General features: G+C 50.6%; 24 protein-coding genes and 1 tRNA gene. 15 read left to right on the forward strand and 10 right to left on the reverse strand.

Annotation, left to right across the window (positions count from 1 at the left end):
* Positions 1-63: 63 nt before the first annotated feature.
* From JFL75_RS10620 to JFL75_RS10635, 4 genes are all read left to right on the forward strand, one after another.
* Complete coding sequence (locus JFL75_RS10620; RefSeq protein WP_215626667.1) at positions 64-735, forward strand: Crp/Fnr family transcriptional regulator; 672 nt, start codon at positions 64-66, stop codon at positions 733-735.
* Positions 736-839: 104 nt separating this feature from the next.
* Positions 840-1,352 (forward strand): ferritin, encoded by a 513-nt coding sequence (locus JFL75_RS10625; RefSeq protein WP_215626668.1) that lies wholly within the window; start codon positions 840-842, stop codon positions 1,350-1,352.
* Between the two features lie 91 nt (positions 1,353-1,443).
* Positions 1,444-2,481, forward strand: a complete 1,038-nt coding sequence (locus JFL75_RS10630; RefSeq protein ID WP_215626669.1) for an aminopeptidase — start codon at positions 1,444-1,446, stop codon at positions 2,479-2,481.
* A 38-nt stretch (positions 2,482-2,519) separates the two neighbouring features.
* Positions 2,520-2,603: transfer RNA gene (locus JFL75_RS10635), tRNA-Leu, on the forward strand.
* A 55-nt stretch (positions 2,604-2,658) separates the two neighbouring features.
* On the opposite strand, the gene JFL75_RS10640 is transcribed toward JFL75_RS10635, so the two are convergent.
* From JFL75_RS10640 to rbsK, 10 genes are all read right to left on the reverse strand, one after another.
* A complete protein-coding gene (locus tag JFL75_RS10640) occupies positions 2,659-3,558 on the reverse strand; it encodes a nucleoside hydrolase (RefSeq protein ID WP_215626670.1) in 900 nt (299 codons plus the stop codon).
* A gap of 13 nt (positions 3,559-3,571) precedes the next feature.
* The gene (locus tag JFL75_RS10645; RefSeq protein ID WP_215626671.1) at positions 3,572-4,405 is read right to left on the reverse strand and encodes a sugar phosphate isomerase/epimerase family protein; all 834 of its coding nucleotides are present in this window, start codon (positions 4,403-4,405) and stop codon (positions 3,572-3,574) included.
* Positions 4,406-4,485: 80 nt separating this feature from the next.
* Positions 4,486-5,823 carry an ABC transporter substrate-binding protein gene (locus JFL75_RS10650; protein ID WP_215626672.1) on the reverse strand — a complete coding sequence of 446 codons (1,338 nt, stop codon included), beginning with the start codon at positions 5,821-5,823 and terminating at the stop codon, positions 4,486-4,488.
* A 46-nt stretch (positions 5,824-5,869) separates the two neighbouring features.
* Positions 5,870-6,706, reverse strand: coding sequence for a carbohydrate ABC transporter permease (locus JFL75_RS10655; RefSeq protein ID WP_215626673.1), 837 nt, complete (start codon positions 6,704-6,706; stop codon positions 5,870-5,872).
* Positions 6,699-7,454: a carbohydrate ABC transporter permease gene (locus JFL75_RS10660; RefSeq protein WP_215626674.1), complete on the reverse strand. Its 756-nt coding sequence runs from the start codon at positions 7,452-7,454 to the stop codon at positions 6,699-6,701. Before JFL75_RS10660 ends, JFL75_RS10655 begins: the two co-directional genes overlap by 8 nt.
* 165 nt (positions 7,455-7,619) lie before the next feature.
* Positions 7,620-8,606: a hypothetical protein gene (locus tag JFL75_RS10665; RefSeq protein WP_215626675.1), complete on the reverse strand. Its 987-nt coding sequence runs from the start codon at positions 8,604-8,606 to the stop codon at positions 7,620-7,622.
* Between the two features lie 16 nt (positions 8,607-8,622).
* Positions 8,623-9,696, reverse strand: a complete 1,074-nt coding sequence (locus JFL75_RS10670) for a Gfo/Idh/MocA family protein (RefSeq protein WP_215626676.1) — start codon at positions 9,694-9,696, stop codon at positions 8,623-8,625.
* Between the two features lie 12 nt (positions 9,697-9,708).
* The gene (locus tag JFL75_RS10675) at positions 9,709-10,728 is read right to left on the reverse strand and encodes an alcohol dehydrogenase catalytic domain-containing protein (RefSeq protein ID WP_215626677.1); all 1,020 of its coding nucleotides are present in this window, start codon (positions 10,726-10,728) and stop codon (positions 9,709-9,711) included.
* Between the two features lie 10 nt (positions 10,729-10,738).
* The gene (gene rbsD / locus JFL75_RS10680; RefSeq protein WP_215626678.1) at positions 10,739-11,134 is read right to left on the reverse strand and encodes a D-ribose pyranase; all 396 of its coding nucleotides are present in this window, start codon (positions 11,132-11,134) and stop codon (positions 10,739-10,741) included.
* Positions 11,131-12,063: a ribokinase gene (rbsK, locus tag JFL75_RS10685; RefSeq protein ID WP_215626679.1), complete on the reverse strand. Its 933-nt coding sequence runs from the start codon at positions 12,061-12,063 to the stop codon at positions 11,131-11,133. Before rbsK ends, rbsD begins: the two co-directional genes overlap by 4 nt.
* Before the next feature lie 222 nt (positions 12,064-12,285).
* On the opposite strand from rbsK, the gene JFL75_RS10690 reads away from it, so the two are divergent.
* From JFL75_RS10690 to JFL75_RS20820, 11 genes are all read left to right on the forward strand, one after another.
* Positions 12,286-13,308, forward strand: a complete 1,023-nt coding sequence (locus JFL75_RS10690; RefSeq protein ID WP_215626680.1) for a LacI family DNA-binding transcriptional regulator — start codon at positions 12,286-12,288, stop codon at positions 13,306-13,308.
* A gap of 65 nt (positions 13,309-13,373) precedes the next feature.
* Entirely contained in the window at positions 13,374-14,843 is a 1,470-nt protein-coding gene (locus JFL75_RS10695) for a response regulator transcription factor (protein WP_215626681.1), read from the forward strand.
* Positions 14,840-16,606, forward strand: coding sequence for a cache domain-containing sensor histidine kinase (locus JFL75_RS10700; protein WP_215626682.1), 1,767 nt, complete (start codon positions 14,840-14,842; stop codon positions 16,604-16,606). Before JFL75_RS10695 ends, JFL75_RS10700 begins: the two co-directional genes overlap by 4 nt.
* Positions 16,607-16,722: 116 nt before the next feature.
* Positions 16,723-18,027 carry an ABC transporter substrate-binding protein gene (locus JFL75_RS10705; RefSeq protein ID WP_215626683.1) on the forward strand — a complete coding sequence of 435 codons (1,305 nt, stop codon included), beginning with the start codon at positions 16,723-16,725 and terminating at the stop codon, positions 18,025-18,027.
* A 92-nt stretch (positions 18,028-18,119) separates the two neighbouring features.
* Positions 18,120-19,025: a carbohydrate ABC transporter permease gene (locus tag JFL75_RS10710; protein WP_215626684.1), complete on the forward strand. Its 906-nt coding sequence runs from the start codon at positions 18,120-18,122 to the stop codon at positions 19,023-19,025.
* A 10-nt stretch (positions 19,026-19,035) separates the two neighbouring features.
* Positions 19,036-19,872 (forward strand): carbohydrate ABC transporter permease, encoded by an 837-nt coding sequence (locus JFL75_RS10715; protein WP_215626685.1) that lies wholly within the window; start codon positions 19,036-19,038, stop codon positions 19,870-19,872.
* Between the two features lie 4 nt (positions 19,873-19,876).
* The gene (locus tag JFL75_RS10720) at positions 19,877-21,580 is read left to right on the forward strand and encodes a glycoside hydrolase family 3 protein (RefSeq protein WP_215626686.1); all 1,704 of its coding nucleotides are present in this window, start codon (positions 19,877-19,879) and stop codon (positions 21,578-21,580) included.
* 86 nt (positions 21,581-21,666) lie between these two features.
* Entirely contained in the window at positions 21,667-22,851 is a 1,185-nt protein-coding gene (locus tag JFL75_RS10725; RefSeq protein WP_215626687.1) for an MFS transporter, read from the forward strand.
* 116 nt (positions 22,852-22,967) lie between these two features.
* Complete coding sequence (locus tag JFL75_RS10730; RefSeq protein ID WP_215626688.1) at positions 22,968-23,879, forward strand: [Fe-Fe] hydrogenase large subunit C-terminal domain-containing protein; 912 nt, start codon at positions 22,968-22,970, stop codon at positions 23,877-23,879.
* A 117-nt stretch (positions 23,880-23,996) separates the two neighbouring features.
* On the forward strand, positions 23,997-25,112 hold the full coding sequence (locus JFL75_RS10735) for an FIST signal transduction protein (protein WP_215626689.1): 1,116 nt from the start codon (positions 23,997-23,999) through the stop codon (positions 25,110-25,112).
* Positions 25,109-25,942, forward strand: a complete 834-nt coding sequence (locus JFL75_RS20820) for a methyl-accepting chemotaxis protein (protein WP_215626690.1) — start codon at positions 25,109-25,111, stop codon at positions 25,940-25,942. Before JFL75_RS10735 ends, JFL75_RS20820 begins: the two co-directional genes overlap by 4 nt.
* Positions 25,943-26,031 lie beyond the last annotated feature (89 nt).

The following is a 26,031-nucleotide window of genomic DNA, read 5'->3' on the forward strand; positions in this document are numbered from 1 at the left end:
AAGTTTGACAATACCCCCCTATCAATCTATACTGAAAACCGTTCAGCGCGATGGGGGTATTTTTTGGATCAGACACTGCCGGCGGCGGATTCATTTTTTCCTTTTTGGGAAGATCTGCCGGAAAAACACAGAAGAGCCCTGACCGCGCAGTGCAGACCCCGGATTTTCAAAAAAGGGGAGACAATTCTTCCATATAAAGATGAATGCCTGGGGGTGATGCTCGTGCAGGACGGCCAGTTCCGGGCGTTTATCCTTTCCGAACAGGGCAAGGAAGTAACCCTGTACCGCCTGTTCAGGTACGATATCTGCCTTTTTTCCGCCTCCTGCATAATGAACAACATCCAGTTTGACATTCATATCGAAGCGGAAAAAGACACCCAGGTACTGCTGCTTCCCCTTTTACTGTATGAGGAACTGACGAGCCAGTCCCTGGAAATGGCAAACCACATGAACCAGATAATGTCCTCCCGCTTTTCCGATGTAATGTGGACTTTGGAACAGATTCTCTTTAAAAGCATGGACAGCCGGATAGCCCAGTTTCTGCTGGAAAAAGCCAATATTGACGGAACCGAAGATCTGTCCCTGACCCATGACTCCATTGCCCGGGAACTTTGCACCGCCCGGGAAGTGGTGACCAGAATGCTCAATTATTTCCGGGATGATAAGCTCCTGGAACTCGGCCGGGGGAAAATAACCCTGCTCAATACCGCCGGCCTCAGAAAAATCGCCGGATAACCGCCGCCCCAATACCGCTTTGTAACAATGTCACTGAACCATTTCCGTTCCGGGAGTAGATTATATATTGAAACCGTCAACAGTACGGAAATAGGAGGCCAACAATGAACAATACCGTATCCGACCTGCTGAACAGCCAAATTCAAAAAGAAATGTATTCAGCCTATCTGTATCTGCAGATGGCAAATTTCTACACCGAAAAAGGACTTGAGGGATTTGCGAATTGGTTTTACATCCAGGCGCAGGAAGAACGGGACCACGCCATGCTCTTCCGGACCTATCTCCTGAACAACAATGAGAAAGTGCGGCTGCTTCCCGTGGACGCGCCCAAGGGGAGCTACGCCGACGCGGCGGCTCCGCTCAAGGAAGCATTGGACCATGAACGGTTCGTGACCAGTTCCATCAACACAATTTACGAAGCCGCCGCGGGGATAAAAGATTACCGCACCCTGGAATTCCTCAACTGGTTTGTGAAGGAACAGGGAGAGGAAGAAAAGAACACCGGCGACCTGATTCAGAAGTATGAACTTTTCGCCGGGGATGCCAGGGGATTGTACCTTCTGGACCAGGAACTCAAGGGCCGGATGTATTCGGCGCCGGACCTGGTGCTGGAATAGTTTCCGGGACCGCTCCCCGTCAAGGCCGGCCCAAAGGCGGCCGCCCTGCGGACATTGCCCGCCGGACTTTCTTTTGGTACATTATTTATGTATGAAAAGGAATCCGGCGGGATTATTATTTATGGGCTTCTCAGCGCTTTTTCTTTCCGGCTGCTATTACACGACCCAGGGATATTACCTCCTGTCGTACCAGGCAAAGGCAAAATCCGCGGAAAAGCTTCTTAAACAGGAAGATCTGCCCCAGGAAACACGGGAATTTCTTCTGCTGGTCCAGGATATCCGCAATTACGCCGTAACCGAGCTGGGATTAAAAACAAACAAAAACTACACCGAATACCTCGATCTTGACCAGGATGTCCTGGCCTGGGTTGTCTCGGCCTGTGACCCGCTGGCTTTCAACACCTATCTGTGGAAATACCCGTTCATGGGGGAACTGCCCTACAAGGGGTTTTACCGCATTGACGATGCCCGCAAAGAAGGACAGGCCCGCAAGGACGAAGGCAAGGATGTCTGGGTCCGGGGGGTTGAAGCCTTCAGCACCCTCGGCTATTTTAAGGACCCGCTCATAAGCTATATGGCAAAATATTCCGTCTACGATCTGGCTAACCTGATTATCCATGAACAGACCCACGCGACCATCTGGAGAAAGGATGATACATCCTTTAACGAAGACCTGGCATCTTTTGTGGGAGATGAAGGGGCCAGGCTTTTTGTTCTGAGCCGTTTCGGTCCGGAATCCCCGGAATACCTCCGGATAGACGAAAACAAGGAAAATTCCCGGCTGTTCCGGGAGGATGTTCTCCGGCTTAAGGATGAGCTTGATCTGTACTACCGCGGTATTCCCAGTCCTCCGCTGGAGGACGAGCGTATATATATTGAAGAAAAACAGCGGATTATCCGGGAATTCCAGCTGTCATTTCTTACGGATTATGAACTGCGGTACACCGCCGATACCTACCGCGGATTCGGTGAACTTCCCGTAAACAATGCGTACCTGGATCTTTTTCAGCTGTACCACGGCCAGCGGGAATGGTTTGAAGAACAGTACGCCCTGTCGGAATACGATATGAAAGCTTTTTTAACCGTCATGCAGAACGCTCCGTACCCGGAGTCCGGCGAAAACAGTTGACATAAATCAGGGAAATATTCTATAGTATTACTGCACAAGCCCGGATGGTGGAATTGGTAGACACGCTAGTTTCAGGTACTAGTGCTCGCAAGGGCATGGAAGTTCAAGTCTTCTTCCGGGCAAAAAGCCCCTGTCTTTCGGCAGGGGCTTTTTTATGAGCCGGCTCCGGCAGCAGCCTTACTGGATACCGAAAACCCGCCGCAGTACCAGCGACCGCAGCCTGGGAAAATCAACATCCACCGCTACATTGACATTGTCCGGGGGCAGCGGTTTCCGCTGCCTGAAGGGAGTCCTCAGCACCGCGGTCAGCCCCCGGGTAAAGGTTCCTTCCAGTTCAACATCCACGGGTTCCATTTTCATGGTGAGGATGCCGGGATCGATAAGATACGCCACGGTCAGCGGATCATGGAGGGTGACCTTTTTTCCGATACTCGTGTCCATCCAGATATCGATGAGCCCGCCGAGGAATTGATGCTCCGCCTCCCGGCATTGCTTAATCCCCGCCAGATCATCCGGGGACAGCACGCACTTGACCGTAACGTCGAGCCCGACCATTTCAATCCGGCATTCCGATTTGAGCAGGATATTAACGGCTTCGGGATCGCACATGATGTTGTATTCCGGGTATACGGCGGAGAACGCGCCCCCCATTCCCACTACTCTCACCCCGCGCATAATCTCGGGAGCCAGTTTCACCGCCATACCGATATTGGTATAGGGGCCGATGGCGACTAATATTATAGCCGGATCCTTCCGCACGGATTCAATGATGAAAGAAACCGCATCTGAATCACAGTTCCTTTCAATTTTATTACGGAGGTTTCTGCACTGGTGAGGTATCGCCGATGTGTCCGTTTCATACCTGATAGGTTTCCCGAACCCCACGGCTACCGGTATATCCCGCCGTCCGTAAACATCCAGCAGGGTCAAAGCCAGCTGTTCACGCTGGGCGACATTTTTGTATACCGTGGTAATGCCGGCCACCTCCAGCTCGGGAGAACGCAGGGCCAGAGCGATTGCCAGGGCATCGTCGACATCGTCGCCGATATCGGTGTCAATAATTATTTTCTCCGCCATAGTTCCCGCCGTATTATATGCCCAGCACATCCCGTATATAATGCCGGGAAACCTGGGCGGACTGGTAATTACAGATCACCGGGTAATCCAGCTCAACACAGAGAGTCCCGTCAAAGCCTATTTCAACGAGTTTCTTGTACACCCCTTTAAAATCAACCGTTCCCTGGCCCAGGGCTCTGAAGCGGTTCATAGGGCGTTCCGGCGTGATGGTCACATCGGGGTCAACATCCTTAAGATGGATATATGCCAGCCGGTCCCTGTACTGTTCAACAATCTTTATGGGATCCATATTCAGGAGCTGTGTATGTGCCGTATCAATACAGAAGTGTACATACCGGGGATCGGTACTCTCCGCGAACAATTCTATCTCATGTTCCTTTTCAACCGTACTTCCCCAATGGGGGTGCATGCAGAGTTTGATGCCGTTATCCGCGGCAATCTTTCCCATTTCATTTGACTTGGCGGCCGTATCAAGGATGGCTTCTTTTGTCGTTCCCTCGGGCGCGTGCTTCGGAGCCTGGAGATTCAGAATATCGCAGTTCATCTTCTTCAGGAATTCTATGCACCGTTTTCCCATTTCCAGGTCCGCGGCATAATCGGTTTTCAGATAATGGTAAACGGCTCTCAGGGTCAGGTTGTATTTTTGAAGAATACTTTTCAATGTATCGGTATCATCCCCGAAGGTATCTACTATTATATTGAAATTCTCAACACTGTCGTAACCGAGATACGAAATTTCCCGGGCCGCTTTTTCAAACTGAACTTTCTGTTTCTCCACTGTCTCAGGCTTGCTGAAATTATCAAAGGGATCCAGGAACCATGTCCACACGGTGTACGCAATATTCATATATAACCTCTGTAAAATTTATACTATTCTCAAAAGGCCGGACAGCCGGCAGTCAGCCGGCGTCCGGTTACGATTCATGTTTAGGGTGTCACTTTCTTCCAGTCGGAATCATTCCAGTTCTTCCACCATTCATAGCTGTAGTCGTTCTCGGCTATAATCCGGTCCAGGGCATCCTGTACAGTCTGCGCTCCCTGAGCTGAGGTCATTCTGCCGGAAATAATCGCCGGTATAACCTGGTACACAGCGGCGTTGACCTCCGCGGGCCAAATCCAGTCGAGATACGTAACGGTCTTGGGAATAAGCACGTCATTCAGGAATTTGACATTGGGATCGTCCACAACCTGGACGCCCTTAACCACATCAACCACGGGTTTGTAGCAGGCGATAACCTTATTGGCGTTTTCCGGCCGGAGCATAAACTCAATAAACTTCATGGTATTGGGAATATTGTCGCGGTCCGCGAATGAGGGCACCGCGATTCCGGTTCCCGGTCCGCCGAAGGGCTGGGAGAATGAACCCGGTACCATTATCGGGAATTCCAGGATCCCCAGTTCAAAATCGGGAGCCTGTGACTGGAGCAGCTGGAAATTGTGGGTGTGCATCATGGCGGCTTTCTGCTGGAGGAACGCGGCCTTCATGCCGTCGCCGTTTGTATCGAGACTGTCACTGGTGAGAACACCGGCGTCAAAGAATCTTTTTATCGCCTCAAGTCCGGCGATTTCCTCGGGGCTGTTGAAACTCCGGGTCCCCGCGAGGAAATCCTGGGTATACTCAATAGGTTTGTTGCCGGTGGTCTGGGCAAAGGTGGTAAAGAACAGGTTCGACCAGTAGGAAGCATCCTTGCCTCTGAAGATCAGGGGAATTATGTTCTTCTTTTGTTTAATGGTATTGGACGCGGCTACCAGTTCCTCAAAGGTCTTCGGCGGAGCGATACCCAATTCATCAAACATTGTTTTGTTGTAGTAAATAAACCCTGCCGCCGAATTGCCGTAGGGGAAGCCCCAGAGACGACCGCCGATGGTGTAGGAATCCAGCATGCCATCCTTGAACCGGGACCGGTAGGGTTCCATCAGTTCGGAGATATCCATAAGGGATCCGGATCTGGCTACAATCGAGTTGATCAGGCCGGCGCCGACGGTTACCAGGTCGACTTTTTCACCGGCGAGCTTCGCGGCGGACATGTTCTGGGGAACTTCGTTCCATTTCCCCTGCCAGCGGATGGTGAGCTTGATCCCCGTCTCCGCCTCGAAATCCCGGGCCAGTTCTTCCCAGGCTTCATCCTCACCGGCGTACATACGGGCATTCCCCATAATTACAACTTCATTGCTCTGGGGCTTTTGTTCATTTGATTTTGAACAGCCGGCAAAGAATGCAAACAGCATCGCTGCCATAACAAAAAACCATAGCGTCTTTTTCATAAACCACTCCTTTTCATCTATTAAACATACTGTCTGTATGCCAATATCATCCTTTAACGGCGCCTGATGTTACGCCTTTTACAAATGTTTTCTGCGTGAGCAGATACACAATTACCACGGGCAGCGTCGCCATTACCAAAGCGGCAAACATTTCCGGATAATGGATCGTATCCTGGTTGGCGAAACTGGCCATACCCAGGGGCAGTGTCTGGAGCTCGGAACTGCGTATCAGAAGATTGGCGCGGAGATATTCGTTCCAGTTTGCCAGACCGCTGAATATAATCTGGGTCGTAATCCCGGGAACCGCCAGCGGAAGGATCACGGATACAAAACTCCTGAACCGTGAACAGCCGTCTATCCGGGCGGCTTCTTCCAGAGACTTCGGCAATGAAATAAAAAACGACCGCATGATGAACATCCCGAAACTGATCGCCTGTCCGGCGTATACTAGGACGAGGCCGAGCCGGGTATTGAGGAGTCCCATCTGGTTTACCGTAGTAAACGTCGGCATTGCCAGAACTCCGGCGGGCATCATAATTCCCAGGAGCAGGAACGTGTAAATGATTTTCTTTCCCTTAAAATTAACCCGGGCCAATGCGTATCCGGCGCAGCAGTTTATTGGAATAAGGATACAGAGGAAACTGCCCGTAGTGAGAACGCTGTTGAGGAATTTCCGGCCGAAGTCCGCCCGCTTCCAGGCGTTAGCGTAATTGGTAAACTGAGGAGATTCCGCCACACCCCAGACATTGCTGAAAAATTCCATCTCCGTTTTAAGGGACCCGCTGAGCATCCAGAATATCGGATACATGGTTATGAGAAGGAAAAATAAAATCAGCAAATATAAGAAAGCGTTTTTTATGTATTGGTATTGATTTCTATTCATAATTCTCATCCCTGGTCATTGTCTTGAGCTGTATAAATCCGAAGACCGCGACAAAGGCAACAAGGACCACACTCATTGCGTTGGCTTTTCCCATATTGGAAAATCTGAAAGCCGTTCCCATGATATGGGTCAGCACAACTTCGGTTGAATGGAAAGGTCCGCCCTCGGTCATAATGTTTACGACATCGAAATTGTTTACAAACGCGCCGGTAAGAGCCAGCAGGATACTCAGCACAATGGTACTGTTCAGCTGGGGAATTGTGACGGAGATAAATTTTCTCAGACCGCTGGCGCCGTCAATATCGGCGGCTTCATATAACTCCTGCGGAATGGCCTGCAGTCCGGCCATAAACAGAACCGCGTGGAATCCCATACATTTCCAGACATCCACAGCTATAACCGAAAAAAGCGCGATATTCGGGTCGCTGAGCCATCCCTTGATAAGGAATTCCGCGTTGATAAGCCGGAGAAAAGAATTGAGAAGCCCGAATGTGGGGTTGTATATCCAGATCCACAGAACACCGACGACGACATAAGAAAACGTATAGGGAATATAGGTACATACCCTGAAGAAATAATTCCCCCGGATTTTCTGGACGAATATCAGCGCCAGTACCAGACCCAGTATGTTTTTAAAGATGGGCGAGCATAACGCGTACAGAAGAGTATTTCCCAGGGACTGCCAGAAAACGGGATCCCTGAAAACGAAAACATAGTTTCTTATCCCAAGCCACTTCATTTCACCCATACCGTCCCAGCGGTGGAAACTAATCCAAATGCCCTGGAAGAAAGGATATATAACGAACAAGGCAAACAAAATAACCGCGGGCGCGCACATCAGGTAACCGAATGACTGATCAAAAAATTTGTTAATCCTTAATCTGGATCTTTCATTTCTGTTCATAAACAATCCTTACCGGTAAAAACTCCGGGACAGCAGTAAAATCCCGATCACATAAATTGCGATTCCGCAAACCAGGACTGCGTAGGTCCTGCTTTTGGCTCCCTGGTATTCCTTGTGGTAGATACCCCACAGATAAGTCCACATATTCGCGGTCCGGCCGATGAGCCACGAAACGGCAACACTGAGCGCATGGGATGAAATAACGTGAATCAGATTGCCGCCGTAATGGCAGAGACCGCAGAACGAGGAAATGAGAATTGCCTTTTTGTATTTTTTACTGAAGAGGGTCTTCCATTGTTTGTTCTTTGATAGAAAGAAGGCGGAGTATATCATCGTTCCGGCGAAAGAGCCGAAGGCCAGCAAACCTACGCAGACAAGCGGCGGGAAGCCGCCATCTGAGAATTTCGTTTTAACTCCCAAGGACATTCCCAGAGGATAGGCAGCCACCAGTAGGGAGCTCAGTACCAGCAGCAGGGCCGCCTTTGAGTCCTGGGTTTTTGCCGGCCGTGACGACGCTTTCGACAGGTCCTTATCCCGCAGTTTTCCGGAAAACTGACAGACCAGAGTTGCTATGATGAGTACAAACGCACTGAAAAAAATCATCCCGACGGATACATTTTCCGGCAGACCGCCGAGCATTACCGTCAGCAGCGTTCCAAGGAGCACACCGCAGGTGGCGCTCACTGAATTGGAAAGAATCAGGCCAACCTTATCAATGACACTCATCTGGAGCTGCATGCCAATAGCCATGGACGCTCCGCAGAGACAGACCACAGCAGCCAGTCCCGGACTTGATCGGATTGCCGTAAAGATATGAACGGGATTAACCAGTTCATTTACCAGGATGACACCCCAGACCAGAACCAGGGACGCGAAATACAGCCAGATCATAAACGAAGGCAATGGAAAATCACCGGTGTACTTTCTGGCCTGAAGCCAGGAACCCCAAAGAAACGCGGCGAATAAAACCAGAAAAATAGCCGTTGCAGCAGACACTATCAAGCCTTCCTTTTTATACCGGGACCGCCCGGATTATTTCACCGGCCAATCTGATATCATGTACGGCATCCCTGCCGCTGGTAATGGGTTCTGAATCGTTAACAATGCATTCATAAAAATGCATCAGCTCACTGCGGTACGCCTCATGGAAGGATGCGGAGACAACACTTTCCCGGGGACTGTCGGTGCCTTCGGCATTGTCGCAGATATAAACTTTCGAAGGGGCGTTTTTAAGGTACGGCCAGGGAAACACGAGTGACAGGTTCACTAAATCTGAATATACCGTAATGGATTCATCCCAGATTGACCGCTTCATAACCAAGCCGCTTTCCAATACGCATTCTATGTCGCCGAAACGCAGCACCGCGGTGGTAAAACTGTTTTTATAAACATCAGCGAAAAGAATCTTCGGTTCATTGCCGAAAAGATGGCGCATTAAAACCAGATCATGGGAAAATACGCCCAGCAGAAGGCTGTACGCTCCCAGTAAATGCTTCCGGTCGCCGCCGATCTCGCTGAGCATGGCAGCATTGGTTTTCTCCTTGCCTTCCAGCAGAACCGCTTCCGGAATATCACTCCCGGTGATTACGTCAAAAACATTTTTTGTGTAGGAAAAGGAACCGCCGAAATCATGGATCTTAACCATGCTGATATTGGTCATATTGTTTATCTGATTCCGCGCGAAATCAAACCCGGTATCGTAGCGTTTCATGTAGCCGACCATGAGCTTAACATTGTTTGCTTCAGCCGCGTCCGCCATTTTTTCGGCTTCGGCTAAACTGAAACCAAAGGGTTTTTCCACAAAAATATGTTTTTTCGCGTTCGCCGCTTTTACGGCCGGTTCACAGTGGTCTTTGGAACAGATAAAAACCGCGTCCAAATCTGGATCCGTGAGAAATAAATCGCAGTCCGTAAAAAGCTTTTCCGCGGGAACCTGGTATTTTACGCCGACTTTCTCCACGGTCTCTCTGGAAATATCACAAAGGGAATGGATGTTAAACCCATCAAGGTCGTGGAGGTAGGGCAAATGCATTATCTGCGCAATCTGGCCGCAGCCAAGAATACCCGCATTGATTTTCCGTTTCATACCGTTCCGCCTTTAAGGTTTAATGATGATTTTGATTGCCTGGCCGGAAGCCAGCTTCTTTATACCACTGTGTATTTCATCCAGAGGCATCACATCGGTAATCAGTGAGGCTAAATCAATGCTTTTCTCCTCGATGATTTTAATGGCCTGGGGAAAGGTAGCGTTGGCGAGCCAGGTGCCGAGCACGGCGATTTCCTTTGTGGTAATTTCCGACTGAGCTATTTCAGTTCTGGAATTCTTATTCACCCCGAACAGAACAACGGAGCCCCCTTTTCTGACCAGCTGTATAGAGGGAGCAATCTGAGAACCGGTCATGTCAAAGACGAAATCAGCTCCGATTTCGGTTTTATCGTAAATCACTTTTCGGGCGTCATCTTTGAGGGGATTCAATACCGAACCGAGGTTCAGCTTGCGGGCGAAATCGATTCTGTATTCCGAAGTTTCCAGTATAAAAAGGTTTGCGATGCCGGAGGCTTTTAATAACATTGCGGCCATAAGACCGATAGGCCCTGCTCCAATGACAACGGCGCTGTCACCGGGTTTTATATTAACCTTATTGAGACCGTTAATGGCGCAGGCAAGCGGTTCCGCGCAGGCGGCGGTTTCGGGAGAGACGGTTTTATCAATTTTATACGCAACCTTTGAATGAATGCACACGTATTTCGCGAAGGCACCATCGTAATCAATGCCCAAAGCTTCGATATTGCTGCACTGGTTGGGCAGGTTTTTTCTGCAGTATACGCAGACTCCGCAGTAGTTGTTCGGATTTACAACCACCCGGTCACCAACGTCGAGATGGGTAACGTTTTTTCCTTTTTCGATAATAGTTCCGCACAGCTCATGGCCAAGTGTTGTCCCGTCGGTTGCGATATACCCAGGCGGATCAGCGGTTATGTGAACATCGGTTCCGCAGATACTTACCGCTTCCACTTCCACAAGAACATGGTAATCACCCGCGAGGGAAGGAACCGGTACATCCTTCAGCACAAAACTTCCCTGTTTCTCAAAGACCGCAGCTTTCATTGTGTCCATACCAATCTCCTTAAAAATTTACCCCGCCCACAAGAATGATATTCGCATAAGGGGAACATTCGCCGGTCCTGATAAAAGCGACCGCTCTTTCGGTAATCTTTTTAAATTCCTCATGGGGTACACTTGTCCCCGCGACACCTTTCAGGGATTCCTCCAACGCGCTGTACAGCTCCGGGTTTTTAGCGGTTATTTCTCCGGCAGCAATATAAGACTCAACGGCTAGTTCCGGCAGAACAGCATTGAGTACATCCATAAATGAAGGGATGCCGCTGGTAAGGGAAATATCTATCACCTTTTTTCCGGGCGGTATCGGCAAGCCGGCGTCGCATAAAACGAGATACTGTGTATGACCAAGGGACGCGACAACTTCCAGTATCGCAGGATTCAGAATTCCGCTTTTTTTCATACCTGTTCTCCGTATTCCTTGATAAATTTTTCCACCTCCGTCCTGTCCGGGATGGAACTTTGCGCTCCGTTCCGGGACACTGAGAGGGAAGAGGCGAAATTGGCGAATATAATCGCATCCTCAACACTGCTATTTTCGGCAAGCCTGACCGCGACCGCCGCATTAAAGGTATCTCCGGCAGCGGTCGTATCAACGACATGTACATCAGGCGGCGGGTACAGTTTTGTCACCGTCGGAGAGACCAGCATAGCCCCCTTTGATCCGAGGGTAACGATCACATTCTTTACGCCCTTATTGAGAAAAAACCGCGCCGCTTCCTCTATATCCGGAAGCGAGTCCGTCTTCTTTCCCGACAGCTTCTCCAATTCCGTTTCATTGGGGGTGAAATAATCTATTTTTGAAAGAATCTCATCGGGGATTTCCGCAGGAGCCGGCGCGGGGTTAAAAATAATAATCTTACCCGCTTCAAAAGCGCTGCCGACGGTATGATACACCGTCTCTTCCGGGACTTCCATCTGAAGTACCACAATGTCGGAATCCCTGATTATTTCATGGTGCCGCTGTACATAGGCAACATCACACAATCCGTTTGCGCCGGCGAGTACCACAATAGTGTTTTTTCCCTCATTGTTTACATAGATATACGCCGAACCAGTGGGCTGCAGACCAGTGGTCTCCACCCGGGAATAATCAACACCGGCGGTTTTCATATTTTCAAGGATCAAATCACCGTGCTCGTCGCTGCCGACCAGACTTAAAAATGATATATTTCCCCCAAGGCGCCCGCACGCGTATGCCTGGTTCGCCCCTTTTCCTCCGGGAAATTTATCAAGCTTTTTCCCCGCCACGGTCTCGCCCACCGCGGGAAAACGGTCAAGCTGTAGCACAATATCAACATTTGAGCTTCCGATTACGGCAATCCGTTTCATTCAAACTCCAAACTGAAATATTTAATAAAATTGTTGTAAAATTTTAATTAAATGTTATAATGATTTTAGTGATATTTTAGCACAGCCTGCGGAGTTGTCAAGTTTTTTATTTACACAAATGCTTCGGCATCCGAAGGTATTTTTCAGGCAATGGAGTTACTTGAAAATGGAAAAACAAGTAACTATACTGTTTACACTTTACAGAGGTTCTTAGGGATTTATATGGAAGCTACCATTCATGATGTTGCCCAGAAAGCCGGAGTCTCAACAACGACAGTATCCTTTGTGTTTAATAACCGTAAGGGTGTCAGCGAAAAAACAAGAAAGATTGTGCTGGACGCCGCTAAATCCCTCGGGTATAAAAGCAATGTATCAAACAATTCCGGCAAAAAAAACGGATCAATCTGTTTTCTTAAAATTGCTTCCCACGGGCATATTGTCAATCCCGATCATAATGTCTTTATCGCCGATTATATTGACGGCATAGAGAAAGAGGCCCGTAAATCCGGTTTTTCCCTGGAGATACTGAACTATCCGGTTTTTGATATCAACGCCATAACCAAGGATCTGAAAAATTCCCGCTTTAACGGAGTGATCATCCTGGCGACAGAACTATCCTACAACGAGATAAGTTTGTTTACGCCGATACAGACGCCTAAGGTCTTTATGGATGTTACCTATCCGTTCTGCCCTTTTGATTTCGTTAATATGGATAATGAATCCGCCGTGTATACCGTGGTAAAAACTTTTCTGGATCACGGGCATACCAATATAGGATTAATTAAATCAAGCGCGGTTACCCAGAATTTCAAACTCCGGGAAAAGTATTTTTTTGAGGCCCTTTCGTATTTCGGGCTTGCGTCAAAAAAGGAATGGTGTTTTTCCGTGGATTCAACCTTTGAGAATTCCTACCACGAAATGTCACAGGTATTGAAAAAGTCACCATCCCTGCCGACCGCATTTTTCTGTGTATGCGATATAATTGCCCTCGGCTGCTGCAAAGCCTTCCGTGAAAAAGGCCTCAAGATCCCGCAAAATATTTCAGTAATAGGATTTGATGATCTGCCGTCATGCCAGATGACGGAACCGTCATTAAGCTCGGTAAAGGTATCCAAGAAGGATATGGGAAAGACAGCGTTCCAGATTCTGCACAGGAAATTATTGAAAAGCGACAATATCCATAATGAAAAAGTTTTTATCAGCTGCGATCTGGTACTCCGTGACAGCCTCCAGTCCAGAAAATAAACCGGGCGGAGCCGGTCTATATTTTAGTGGCAAACAATTGAGAAATACCCCATAATAGACACATTGTGTATTCTGTGCTCATTGCGGATGATGAACAGCTCATACGGAACGGACTGGCCCGTTCTATCCCCTGGGCCGATCTGGGATTCAGACTCGCCGGTACCGCGGCCAGCACTGAAGAAGCTATCGCTGTTTTTAAAAGCGGACCGGTAGCGCTGCTCATAACGGACATCAGCATGCCCGGAAAAGACGGGCTTGAACTTATTGACTGGGTGAACAGGAATTCGCCGGAAACACGGAAGATTGTTATCAGCGGCTACGACCGTTTCGATTACGCCCTGGGGGCGCTCAAATCAGGGGCAAAGGATTACATACTTAAACCCATAAAAAAACAGGAAATCATTTCGGCTGTCTCAAGGATAGCAAAAGAACTGGATGAGTTTTTTTTGCTTGAAAAGGAAAATGAAAAAACGGCCCGGTTTGTACGGGGATATTTTCTCCGCAAGCTCCTGGACAATTCCTTTGTCAGCTCCGAGGAGCTTAAGGAAATCAGGCAGCGGCTGGAACTTTCCGGAGAAACCGCCGCGAAATACCAGGTCACGGTGGTAGATACCTACGGCAGCGAACCATACCAGGAACCCTATATCCGAGCACTGGCGCCGTTCCGGGTTGATGATATCGGCAGCCTCCTTGTGGTTATCACCCTGGAGTCGGAAACCGCGGCGGTCCACCGGCTTGCGGAGGAGGCTATCGAAAAAAAGCTGATCCCTCCCCTGCCGCGGGAAAGCGGCAGTTCCCAGAGACTGGAAAATCTCTGTATTTCCTATGACAGCGCTCTGGGAAAAATGACAAACCGGGAACAGGAACAGGTACACGCCTTCCGGGCAACCCACAGCGAACACCGGGAACTCATAACCCTTATGGACCTGATTTCCATGGGAACCAACGAAAAAACAGAATCCATGGTACTCGGTAAATTCACCACCTTTGAGAATACCGCCAGCGGAAAACGGTGGTGCGTCTGGTTTATGGACCGGCTGGAGGAGAATTTTAAAAGCTATAAATTCACGGGAAAGTACCAGCAGGCGGTAAAGGATTTTCCCCGGAACCCGGAGGAGAATTCCTTAGAAACGCTTAGGGAATGCTTCATGCAATATCTGAAGAAGGTCTTTATGACCTTTGACGAAAAAAAACAGAGCGGAACAGCGGCTACGGTCAGCCGGGCAAAGGAACTGATCAGCCGGAATTTTCAGGATAAAAATTTCTCCCTCTCCGCTGCCGCGGAATCGCTGCGGGTAAGTTATGGGTATTTGAGCGGAATATTCAAACAGGAAACCGGTTCCGGTTTTACCGATTACTTAACTGAAGTGCGGATGAAAAAGGCGGCGGATCTTATCAGCGCCGGGGATATCCGGATATACGAAGCTGCGGACCGGTGCGGATATACGAACTACCGGTACTTTACGGATATCTTTAAAAAATACTGGGGCGTTCCGCCAAGCGAATACAAACCGGCCGCGGAGCGGCGGCCATGACGGCGAAAATCCGGTCCATCCGGAAAAAACTCGTCCGGTTCATGCTGGCGGTGCTTATCCTGTCTACCGCCTTGAGCAGTGTACTGCTCTACATTTTCCTGGCTGCCGCCGCGCGGAACAACGCGAAAACAAGCTACGGGAATCAGGCACTGCTGGTGCGGATGCTCATGCTCAGGGAACTCAGAAGCATAGAACAGGTAAACCTGGGAGTCATGTTTAACAGCACCATTCAAAATCTTCTGATGGATGAAACCCTGCTTCACTCGTACCGGGACCGGAACATCATCGCGTCGGTACTGATCGATCACCGGAATTTTCTGGATGTGGGAAACATAACCCTGTTCTCGCTGGACGGCAGGGTTCTCGCGTCTTCGGAAGGATACAACCGGGACCGGATGATTCAGAATCTGCACTTTTATCCGGAACTGGAACAATCCCAGGGAGCGCCGGTCTGGATAACCAGCCATATCGATACCGGAGACGACCGGTACGGCCGGGAATACGTAATCACCCTGGCCCAGAAAATCCGCCGCCTCGATACGGTCCGCCCGGAAAACAACGGTATTCCCATCGGATACGTGGTATTCAATATAGGCGAAACTTTTTTCTCATCCCTGATTGAGGAAGCCCGCTGGGACACTGCGGGATCGCTGTACCTCGCTGACCGGGAAGGGATAATAATCAGCCATCCGGAACGGGAAAAAATAGGCGGCCCCGGGTTATCACCGGGAAATACAATGGTGTTCCCCGAAACACGGATTGACCGGAAAAAAGGATTTCTTATCTCCACACAGCCTCTGGACCGGTACCCCTGGTATATTGAAGGCATTGTCCCGGTACGGATAATCATGGAAGGAGCCAACGGCGTCATAACCATAGGCATTATTGTTTCCTTTGTTTTTGCCTTTGTGTTTGCCCTGGTGGCGACCCGGATTGCCACGGCGATTTCCGCTCCCCTCGGGCGGCTTGAAAAAGCTATGGCCTCGGTTGATCTCAGCGGAACGGAAACAGTGGAGCTTGAGGAAAGCCCGGTAAAGGAGATCCGTTCCATCACCAGGAGCTACGAGGCCATGGTAACACGGCTCTCCGGACTTACCGAGGAAGTATACCGGTCAAAGCTGCGGGCCAAAGAATATGAACTTGCGGGGATACAGGCTGAACTGGCGGCTCTGCAGAACCAGATAAATCCGCACTTTCTGTACAATACCCTGGATTCAATCAATTGGATGGCCGACATGGAAGGCAATACGGCCATTGTTGAAATGGTTACCCGCCTCGGCGATTTCCTGCGGTTCAGCGCCCGGGGAACCGCGGTGGTAACCATTGGGGAGGAGCTGGATTATATTGATAATTACATTTACATACAGAAGATACGGTACGGAAGCCGGTTTTCCTACAAAACCGAATGCAGTCCGGCCCTCCGCAATATTCCGGTGATAAAACTCACCATCCAGCCGCTGGTGGAAAACGCGGTGATCCACGGCGCGGAAAATCTCAGCCGGCCGGTGGATATCGTCACAAGAATCGGTATTGAGGGGGACTTTGTGCGGGTTTCGGTTTCCGATAACGGATCGGGAATGGATTCGGAAACCCGGGAACGGCTCCTGAACAAAATTCAGACAAACCAGGGGATCGGACTGTCCAATGTGTACCAGCGTTTAAAACTGAGTTACCCCGGCGGCTTCGATTTTTCCTTTACCAGCGATCCCGGTACAGGAACGGAAATATCCTTCGCCTACCCCCTTCCTCCTGAAATATTCTGACACTTTCTGAAAAAAATACGGATTGCGGGTTTTCCCAAAACGCCGGATTATAAAGCAACCGGAAACGGTTTCCCATAGCGGCAGAATACCGTTCCCGGATAATTCAGGAGGAAGGCATGAAACGGATTATTTCAATAACCCTGACGGCGCTGTTTGCGTCAGCGGTGCTGTTCGCCGGCGGTTCCGGTGAAACCGGAAAGACCGGAAAAACCGTGATTAATTATTACACTTGGGAGGCTCTGGAGGACAGCAATCCCATCATAGAACAGTTCAACCGTGAAAACCCGGATATAGAGGTTGTTCTCCATATTGTCCCGGACAATCCCGACACCCAGGTAAAACTTGACGTGATGATGATGGGTTCCAGTGATATTGATGTGGTGCAGATCGCCGACGGACAGCAGTTTGCGAAAGCCAAGAACGGCCTGCTCAGGAACATCGATGACTATATCCGGCGGGACGGAATCGACATGAAAGCCAATTTCGGCGGAGCCGAGGAATGGGCAAAATTCGAAGGCAGTTACTATGTGTATCCCCGGCATAATTCCGTTGGCTGTGTATTCTACAACAAAACCATGTTCGACAGCCTAGGAATTCCCTATCCCAAGGATGACTGGACATACGCCGAATACATTGCTCTGGCCGAACGGCTTACCCATGGAAGCGGTTCGAACAAAGTGTACGGAACATTCAACCACATCCGGCCGGGATTCTGGTGTCTCACGGCGCTGCAGAAAGCGGATTTTTACACCAGCGACGGCATGGCGAACATCAACGCCGAACCGTTTGTCAATGATCTCCGGAACCGGATGCACCTGGACAGCAGCGGCTATGAAAAGAACTACAGTGAAATCATCGCCACCAATACGCTCCAGAATATTGAATTCTTCAATAAGAAATGCGCCATGGTAATGGCCGCATCGTGGATGGTCCGGGACATGAAGAACAAGGAAAAATATCCCTATGACTTTGAAGTCGGGGTCGCCCACTTTCCGCGGTATGACGGAACTATCGCGCCCAAAACTTCCTGGGGCAGTGTCTCCGCTCTGGCCATACCCACCACCAGCAAAAACCCCGACGCCGCGTGGCGCTTTATCCGGTACTACATAGAGAAGGGGTCTCTGGAGATCGCCAAAACCGGTACTGTCCCGGTTTACCTCCCCGCCTACAACCGGGAAATGATCGCCGCCTTCGGAGAAGGTTCGGGCCTGCCCCAGGGTGATATCGAAAAATTCTTTGATCCGGAAATTGTCTCGATCATGAAAATGCCCGTGGGCGAAGCGATGAATGAATACAACTCCATCATCCAGGAGGAAACCTCCCTGTTCTTTACCAACGCAAAAAGCCTGGAACAGACAGTCCGTGATATGAAGTCCAGGGTGGACAAGGCAATCCTCGATGAACGGTCCCAGAAAAAATAACCACTGATAATCCGTCCCTGCTATCCGGCGCAGGGACTGTGCTTGCACGCCGGGATATTCGGAATATCCCGGCAAACCGCTGAGAGGTTTTTATGGCGTATTTCCGGAAACTCACCCTTTCCGAACGGAAGGAGGAACGGGCGGGTTATCTGTTCATTCTCCCGAATCTGCTGGGTATCATCCTTATAATCGCGTTTCCCATTGTGTTTACCCTGGTTTTAGGTTTTACCAAATGGAATGTGATGCTCGGATTCAAGGGGATGGAATTTGTCGGGCTCGATAATTTCATCCGCCTTTTCGGCAACGAACGGTTCAGGGCAGCCTTGTCCAACAACCTGATGTACACCTTTACCACCGTACCGTGCACGATAATCCTGGCACTGATCCTGGCGGGAATTCTCAACCAGGCAGTTTATGCCAAGGGAGTGATCCGGGCAATGTTCTTCATGCCTTATATCTCATCCATGGTGGCTGTGGCGGTGGTATGGAATGTACTACTCTACCCCAACGGCGGTCCGGTGAACAGCGTGCTCCAGGCTTTGGGTGTACGGAACCTTCCCGGATGGTTTACCGACAAGGACTGGGCCATGCCGGGGCTGATCATTCTCGCCGTATGGTACCAGATGGGCTACTACATGATTATACTTCTGGCAGGAATGCAGAATGTTCCCCGGTCATTGTACGAGGCGGCGGATATTGACGGAGCCGGAACAATACAGAAATTCATCCACGTAACGGTTCCGGGAATCTCGCCGACGATATTTTTTGTTCTGATAATCGCCACCATCAACTCATTCAAAGTATTTGACCAGATAAATATCATCACCAAGGGCGGACCGGGATACGCCACCACCGTGCTGGTGTACGAAATATACCGGAACGCATTTTACGAATATAACTTCGGCATGGCTTCGGCGATTTCCTGGGTGCTGCTGCTGCTGGTCCTGGCTCTGACTGTAATACAGTGGATTTTCCAGAAAAAATGGGTCACCTATTGAGGAGTTTGCCATGATAACACCGCTGCAGAAAGCCGCCATACGAAAGACTGTGATAACGGTCATCATGTTCGGCCTGGCAATCCTTTTTATTTTTCCGTTTCTCTGGATGATATCAACATCCTTCAAATTTGAAATCGATGTCATGGAATTTCCTTTCCGGCTGATTCCGAAAAACGTGAACACCGCAAACTACACGAAGGTATGGACGGAAAGTAATTTCCCCCGGTACTATCTCAATTCCATATTCGTGACCACGGTAACCGTTTTCGGGGATCTGATACTCACATCCATGGCGGCGTACGCCTTCGCGCGGCTCCGGTTCCGGGGAAAGAATATACTATTTGCCCTGTACATCTCCGCCATGATGATCCCCGGTCAGGTACTGCTGCTTCCCAAATATATTCTTTTCGGATGGCTGGGCATCAACAATACCCACGCGGCGCTGATACTGCCGGGGATATTTTCCATCTTCAGTATTTTCCTGCTGCGGCAGTTCTTTATGACCATTCCGTATGACCTTACCGAAGCGGCAACTATTGACGGGGCCGGCCATTTCAGAACATTCCTGCAGATTATCCTGCCCCTGGCAAAACCGGGGCTGACGACACTCATTCTGATTTCATCCATCTGGTCCTGGAACGACTACATCAACCCGCTGATATTCCTTTCCAATGACAGGCTGTTTACGCTGACGGTAGGACTCCAGCGTTTTCAGGAATCCAATGGGACCAATTACGCAATCATCATGAGCGGCGCGGTCTGCGCCATACTCCCGGTGATCCTTCTTTTTATCGCATTCCAGAAACAATTCGTGCAGAGCATTGCCAGCGCGGGCATAAAAGGATAACAGTATGAATATCGACATCACCGCGAAACCATTCAATTTAAATGAACAGGCCTGCGTTTGGGTAAGAGACACCCTCAAGGCCATGACTGAGGAAGAAAAAATCGGCCAGGTTTTCTGCGGAATCCTCTGGGACAAACCGGGCACCCGGGCAGAAGCCCTCTTTGAAGATATCGCTCCCGGGGCAATCATGTACCGGCCTTTTGCCTCGGCGAAAATGCGGGACTATTCCCTCAAACTCCAGGCACTCTCGAAAATCCCTCTGCTCATTGCCTGTAATCTTGAGCGTGGCGGAAGCGGAGGAAACGGCGGTATGGCCGACGGAACGTATTTTTCAAGCCCCATGGGTGTGGCCGCCACGGACGAATATGAGCAGGCCTTACGTCTCGGCCGGATAGCCGCCCGGGAAGGAAACGCCGCAGGAATCAACTGGACCTTTGAGCCGATCATCGATATCGATATCAACCCGGAAAATCCTATTACCAATGTCCGGACCTTCGGTTCCGATACGGACCGGATTATCACCATGGCCAAGGGATACTGCGACGGCTGCGCGGAAAACGCCATGGCGGTCTGCATCAAGCATTTTCCCGGAGACGGGGTCGATTACCGGGACCAGCATCTCATGGCCAGCATCAATTCCCTTTCCGCGGAGGAATGGTTTGAAACATACGGAAAGGTATACCGGGCGCTGATCGGCCACGGGGCCCAGACACTGATGAGCGCCCATATCAAACAGCCCGCCCTTTCCCGCAGTATCAACCCTGCCCTTACCGACGGAGAAATACTTCCCGGTTCGCTTTCCCGGGAACTCAACCAGGGGATAGTCCGGGAAAGACTCGGATTCAACGGTGTTATATGCACCGACGCGACCCAGATGGTGGGCTTTACGGCCGCCATGAAACGGGAAGACGCGATTCCCATGGCCATCGAAAACGGCGCGGACATGCTGATTTTTTCAATAAACCAAAAAGAAGACGCCGGGTCCCTGCGCCGGGGAATTGCCCGGGGGATTCTTTCCCGGGAACGGCTGGATGCCGCGGTTCTGCGGATACTTGCCCTTAAAGCATCCCTGGGACTCCATGAGAAGCAGCGCTCCGGAACCCTGGTCCCGGAACCATCCGCCATGGAATGGATCCGGTGCGAAGAACACCGTGCCTGGGCCAGAGAATGCGCCGGCAAAAACATCACCTTGGTGAAAAACCAGGAAAACCTGCTCCCGCTTTCTCCGGATAAAACCCCCAAAGTGGCGCTTCTCCAGATAACCAATGAACGGTGTCAGGGAAAACTGCCGGAGGTTGAACTGTTTGCCGGTCTCCTGCGGAAAGAGGGTTTTTCCGTTTCGTATCTCGATGAAATACCTCTGCCCGGCCCGGAATATCCGGTCTCGGAATTCAAAAAAAACGTCGACCTGATTGTGTACTATGCCAACATGAAAGTAGGGAGCAACCAGACCACCATCAGGCTTGTCTGGGATGACTTTCTCGGGGAGACTTCCCCGAAATACGTCTGCGACATTCCGACACTTTTTCTTTCGTTTTCGAATCCCTACCACCTGGTGGATGTTCCTATGATTAAAACATATATAAACGCCTACGCTTCCCATCCACCGGCGGTAGAAGCCGCGGTGGAAAAACTCATGGGGCGGTCGGCCTTTACCGGCGTCAGCCCGGTGGATCCCTTCGCAGGGCTCTGGGATACCCGGCTGTAGGCTGCCGCTATGGTACGGTTTCCAGCCTTTAAAGCCGCGCCTGCGGAAAACGGAGCGGCTCCAGCCGAAAATTCCGGAGCCGGCCGGTGAGCCCCCGGGAACGGGGATGCTGCTTTGCCGCAACCGCAGCTTTTACATACTGTTTCGTCAGCCTCTACAGTATCAGTCCCCTGCTGCAGGACATCTCCGCCGAACTGGGACTTACCGCCGTCCAGGCCGGCGGCTACACTTCCTGGTATTTTGCGGGATACATCCTGAGCCAGATACCCGGCGGCATGCTGGCCGACCGGTACCGGCCCAAATGGATTCTGCTGGGGGCGGTGCTGTGCAATGGTCTGATGGCAGCGCTGATGGCGGCCGTTCCCGGATACGGCTTCGGTTTAGGGACACGCTTCTTTTCGGGATTGGCTTCGGGCTCTGTAATGGGAAGCTGCTCAAAAACAATCACAGCGGTTTTTCCCGGGGAAAAACGTTCCGGCGCCCTGGGTATTCTGCTGGCATCGCCGCCCCTGGGTATTCTCATAGCGAATCTCCTGGGAGGGATTCTGCGTCCGCTTATCGGCTGGCGCTGGGTGCTTCTGGGTATCTCGGGCCTGTCTGTGTTAACGGCGGCGGCGGTTTCATTTTTTCTTAATTCCCGGGATGTACCCAGAAAAGAATTGGAAACAAACCGCGGCCCCGGAATTGCGGGATTACGGATGTTTCTTACGGATTACCGTCAGGTTATAACCGGAATTGCCGGAGCCTTGTTCATGTTCTCAGTTGTAGGCTTTGCCACATGGATCAACCCGTACAGCGCGGCCATGGGTTTATCCGGAAATACCGGGCGCAGGATCATACTGGCGTACAGCCTCTGCGCGGTCCTGGGGGCTTCCGTCTCGGGGTTTCTCTTTACGGCTCTTAAAATAAGCCATTGCAGGGCGTTGATGATAATTTTCCCGCTGTTGTCGGGTCTTTCGGTACTCTTCGCTGTCCAGACAAATTCATTTCTCATTACCATGGTGGCCGCGGTTTACGGATTCACATCGTATCTGCCGTCCACCCATTTTACTTCCCTTGCGATAATCCGTGCGGGAGATACCTACGGAGCCACAGCGGCTTCTGTCCAGAATCTGTTTCTCCAGTCGGGCTCGCTGATCATGCCGGTGGTCACCGGATTGGTTATTGATACCAGCGGAAACATGTCCCTGATCTGGCTGATGTTTTCGTTCCTGTACGCGGCCGCTGCAGTCCTGGTCCGGGCAGCCGAGAAGTTCAGCTTCGGCCGGTAAAATGACCTGCCCATTGAACCGCCGCGGATCAAACATGCCGCGGAAAATTTGAGGACTTGTAAGAAACTGGTAATCATGTTACCGTTTACTAACACTCACCCGGGAGATGGCTGCAGATGGAACGAATTGGTTCGCGGAATGATATCACGGCTTTTTTCAGAGACCTTAAAAAAGGACAGCCCATCCGGATGCTCATAGCCCCGGCGGCGGCACAGTGTTTCGCCGATTTTCCGCGGGTTCTGGGTTTCCTCTGGGAACAGGGTGTGGTGTCGTTCCATCCGGTCCTGCCTTTTGCGGATATTGCCGTGTGGGTATACTATACCATGCTCCGGGAAAATCCCGAGGCACGTTTTATTACTTCCGCCTGTGTCGGTATGAACAGGCTTCTGGAAGAACGGTTCCCCCAATTCGGAGGAGCGCTTCCGAGGGTATACAGCCCCCTTCTCTGTGCCGCCCGTTATCTGAGGGGTTACAAAAAACTGAATGGCTCTTTCGCATTCCTTTCTCCCTGCGCATTAAAGTGGAAGGAATTCACCACCCCCGAAGGGGAAGAACTGGTCCGGTACAATGTGACCATCGACGCCCTGAACCGGTGGTTTGAGGCCAATCCGGCTGACCTGAGCCGGTATGAGCCCTGCTTCCCTGAGACCGGGGAAAACGGTCACGGCCTGACCCTGGCGGCTTTCGGCAGCATCGGGAAATCCCTGGAATTCCTGTTTCCGGAAATCACCAGCCGGGTTGAGCAGGGAACTGCCGACAGCCTGGCATACCTTTCCGGCGGAATCATGGAACGGGAGGAAGGACCCTTTGTTTTCGAACCCTATGCCTGTCCCGGCGGCTGTTCCAACGGCGCGGGCATTGGAAAAAAGAGGACCTCCGGCGATATCGGTTTTCTCAAATGCCGGCCCAGTACGGCCCGTGAGGATGTGGTGGGCCTGTTTTCCCGTTTCGAACGGGAGCTTGCTGTCGGCGATTTCCAGTATGGACAAACCATGGCCGGCACCGGACAGACCGCGGCGGCGGGATAAGTTCAGTTCATAATAGAAAACGGAAATTCCCGCTCCTTGCCCGGGAACTTTTCACGTAAAACCGGCAAATCAGCCCAATTAATTTTACTTTTCGCCCAAATCATATTAAAAATAAATATGGCTATAAAAGTTTCATCCCGCAATAACGGTGATTTTGCAGGCCTCATACAGGAAATTGACCAGCCCAATGTAAAATCGGTGATTTATTTTTACTCCGTTGAACTGGAGCCTCTCCAGCCGCAGAAAGCAATCAAAGACGCCTTCCCGAAGGCTCAGTGCATTGGGGCATCCATGATCGGCGGCTGGAATACCAACGGGGCCGTGGCCAGGGGAATAACCGCCATGTCCCTTTCATCAGATGAGGTTGACCAGGTTTTTACTGTTATCAAAGAGGGGGTCAAGGATGATCCCCGGGGGGCCGCCCGTAAGGCTATCGAGGATCTTAAGCGCAGCCTCGCGGGCCAGCGGGTAACTCCCGATGAATACCTGGGCATAATAGTTTTTGACGGACTCTGTCTGGGTGAGGAGATCATCCGGGAATTTACCATGGAAAAAGGCCTGACCATTCCCATGATAGGAGGAGCCGCCGCGGACGAATTGGAATTCAAGCGAACCCTGGTTTCGCTGAACGAGAAAATGTCCGGCGACGGAGTCGCGGTGATGGTTATGAAAATGAAGATTCCTTTTTTCTTCAACCATTACGTTCATTATATACCAACCAATACATCCTTCCTTATCACCCGTGCCGAACCTGCCAAAAGAATAGTCTGGGAAATAGACGGAAAACCGGCGGCCCCTTATTACGCGAATATTCTGGGGTTAAAAGGCGCTGAGGAAATTCAGCATTCCCATTTTGCCAAGAACCCCCTGGGAGTGGTGATCGGAGAAACGGTTTACACCCGGAGTCCAAACGCGGTCATCGACGGAACAGGGCTCCAGTTCTACTGCTACATTGAAGCCGGAACCAAGGTCCATCTGCTCAAACAGGGAGATCTGCTTAAAAACTCCCGGAACGCCCTCGATGAGGCACGGGAATATCTGCCGGACATCCAGGGGGCGCTGCTTTTTAACTGCATACTCCGGTATCTGGAAATGCAGGAATACAAAACCGTCGACGCCTTCAACGATGTGTTCAAACCCCTGTCGTTTATCGGCTTCAATACCTTCGGAGAGGAACTCTTTACCCACCATAACCAGACCCTTACCGCTGTATTTTTCGGAGGTCAGCAATGACGCCACTGTATCCAAGCAGACCGGACCTGACTCCGCCGGAACCATTCAGGCTGAAAACCAAACGCCTCTTCCATTTTCTCAACAGCAAAATCAAAGCCCTGATTTTTGAGATCGTTTCCAGCAGTGAACTCCTGAACGTGACCATCAGTTATTTGAATGAAAATTTTTCCAGGATCTCCGGGATTATGAAACGGGTGAATGTATCCTTCCAGGAAAGCATCAAGACCTTTATTACCTCTTTTCAGAATTCCCAGAACTCCATAGAAAAGATCAACCACACATTCAAGAATATCGACGGCGTTTTCAGTGAATCCTACAAGCTCAGCGAAGAGCTCCAGGCCCTTGCCAAAAGCGCCGGCGAGAACCTTTCGGTCATCAATGATATTACCGAAACCACCAACATCCTTGCTTTAAACGCGTCCATCGAAGCGGCCCGGGCCGGCGCCGCGGGAAAAGGTTTTGCCGTGGTAGCAGGGGAAATCAGGAAACACGCAACATCCACGAAGGGCTCTATTGAGGAAACATCCGGGAACATCCGTACATTGGTTCTTAAAATACACGAACTATCGGGAAAGATGGAAGCGATAAAAAAGGAAGTTGAACAGGGAACCGCCATTATCCGCGAACTTGTCACCGTCACCGATGATGAGCGCAGACTTATCGAAAAGGTCGATCAGGATGTCGAATCCGTGGATAAAACTTTTGCCGAATACGATACCATGAAGGAAACCCTGGAACGGATGATTAAACAATCTGAAGTTTCCAAGGACGAAATAGAAAAAATGCTCGTTTCATTCCAGGCGGATCTAAGCTGTATAGAAAAAAGCTGACCGGAACACGGAACCACCGCCGCAGGCGGTACGGTCCCGTTCCGGCCGGCACGCAGCAATCCCGGTCAGATTTCCGGCGGCGGTGACTC

The sequence above is a fragment of the Breznakiella homolactica genome (assembly GCF_016616095.2).
Lineage (GTDB): Bacteria > Spirochaetota > Spirochaetia > Treponematales > Breznakiellaceae > Breznakiella > Breznakiella homolactica.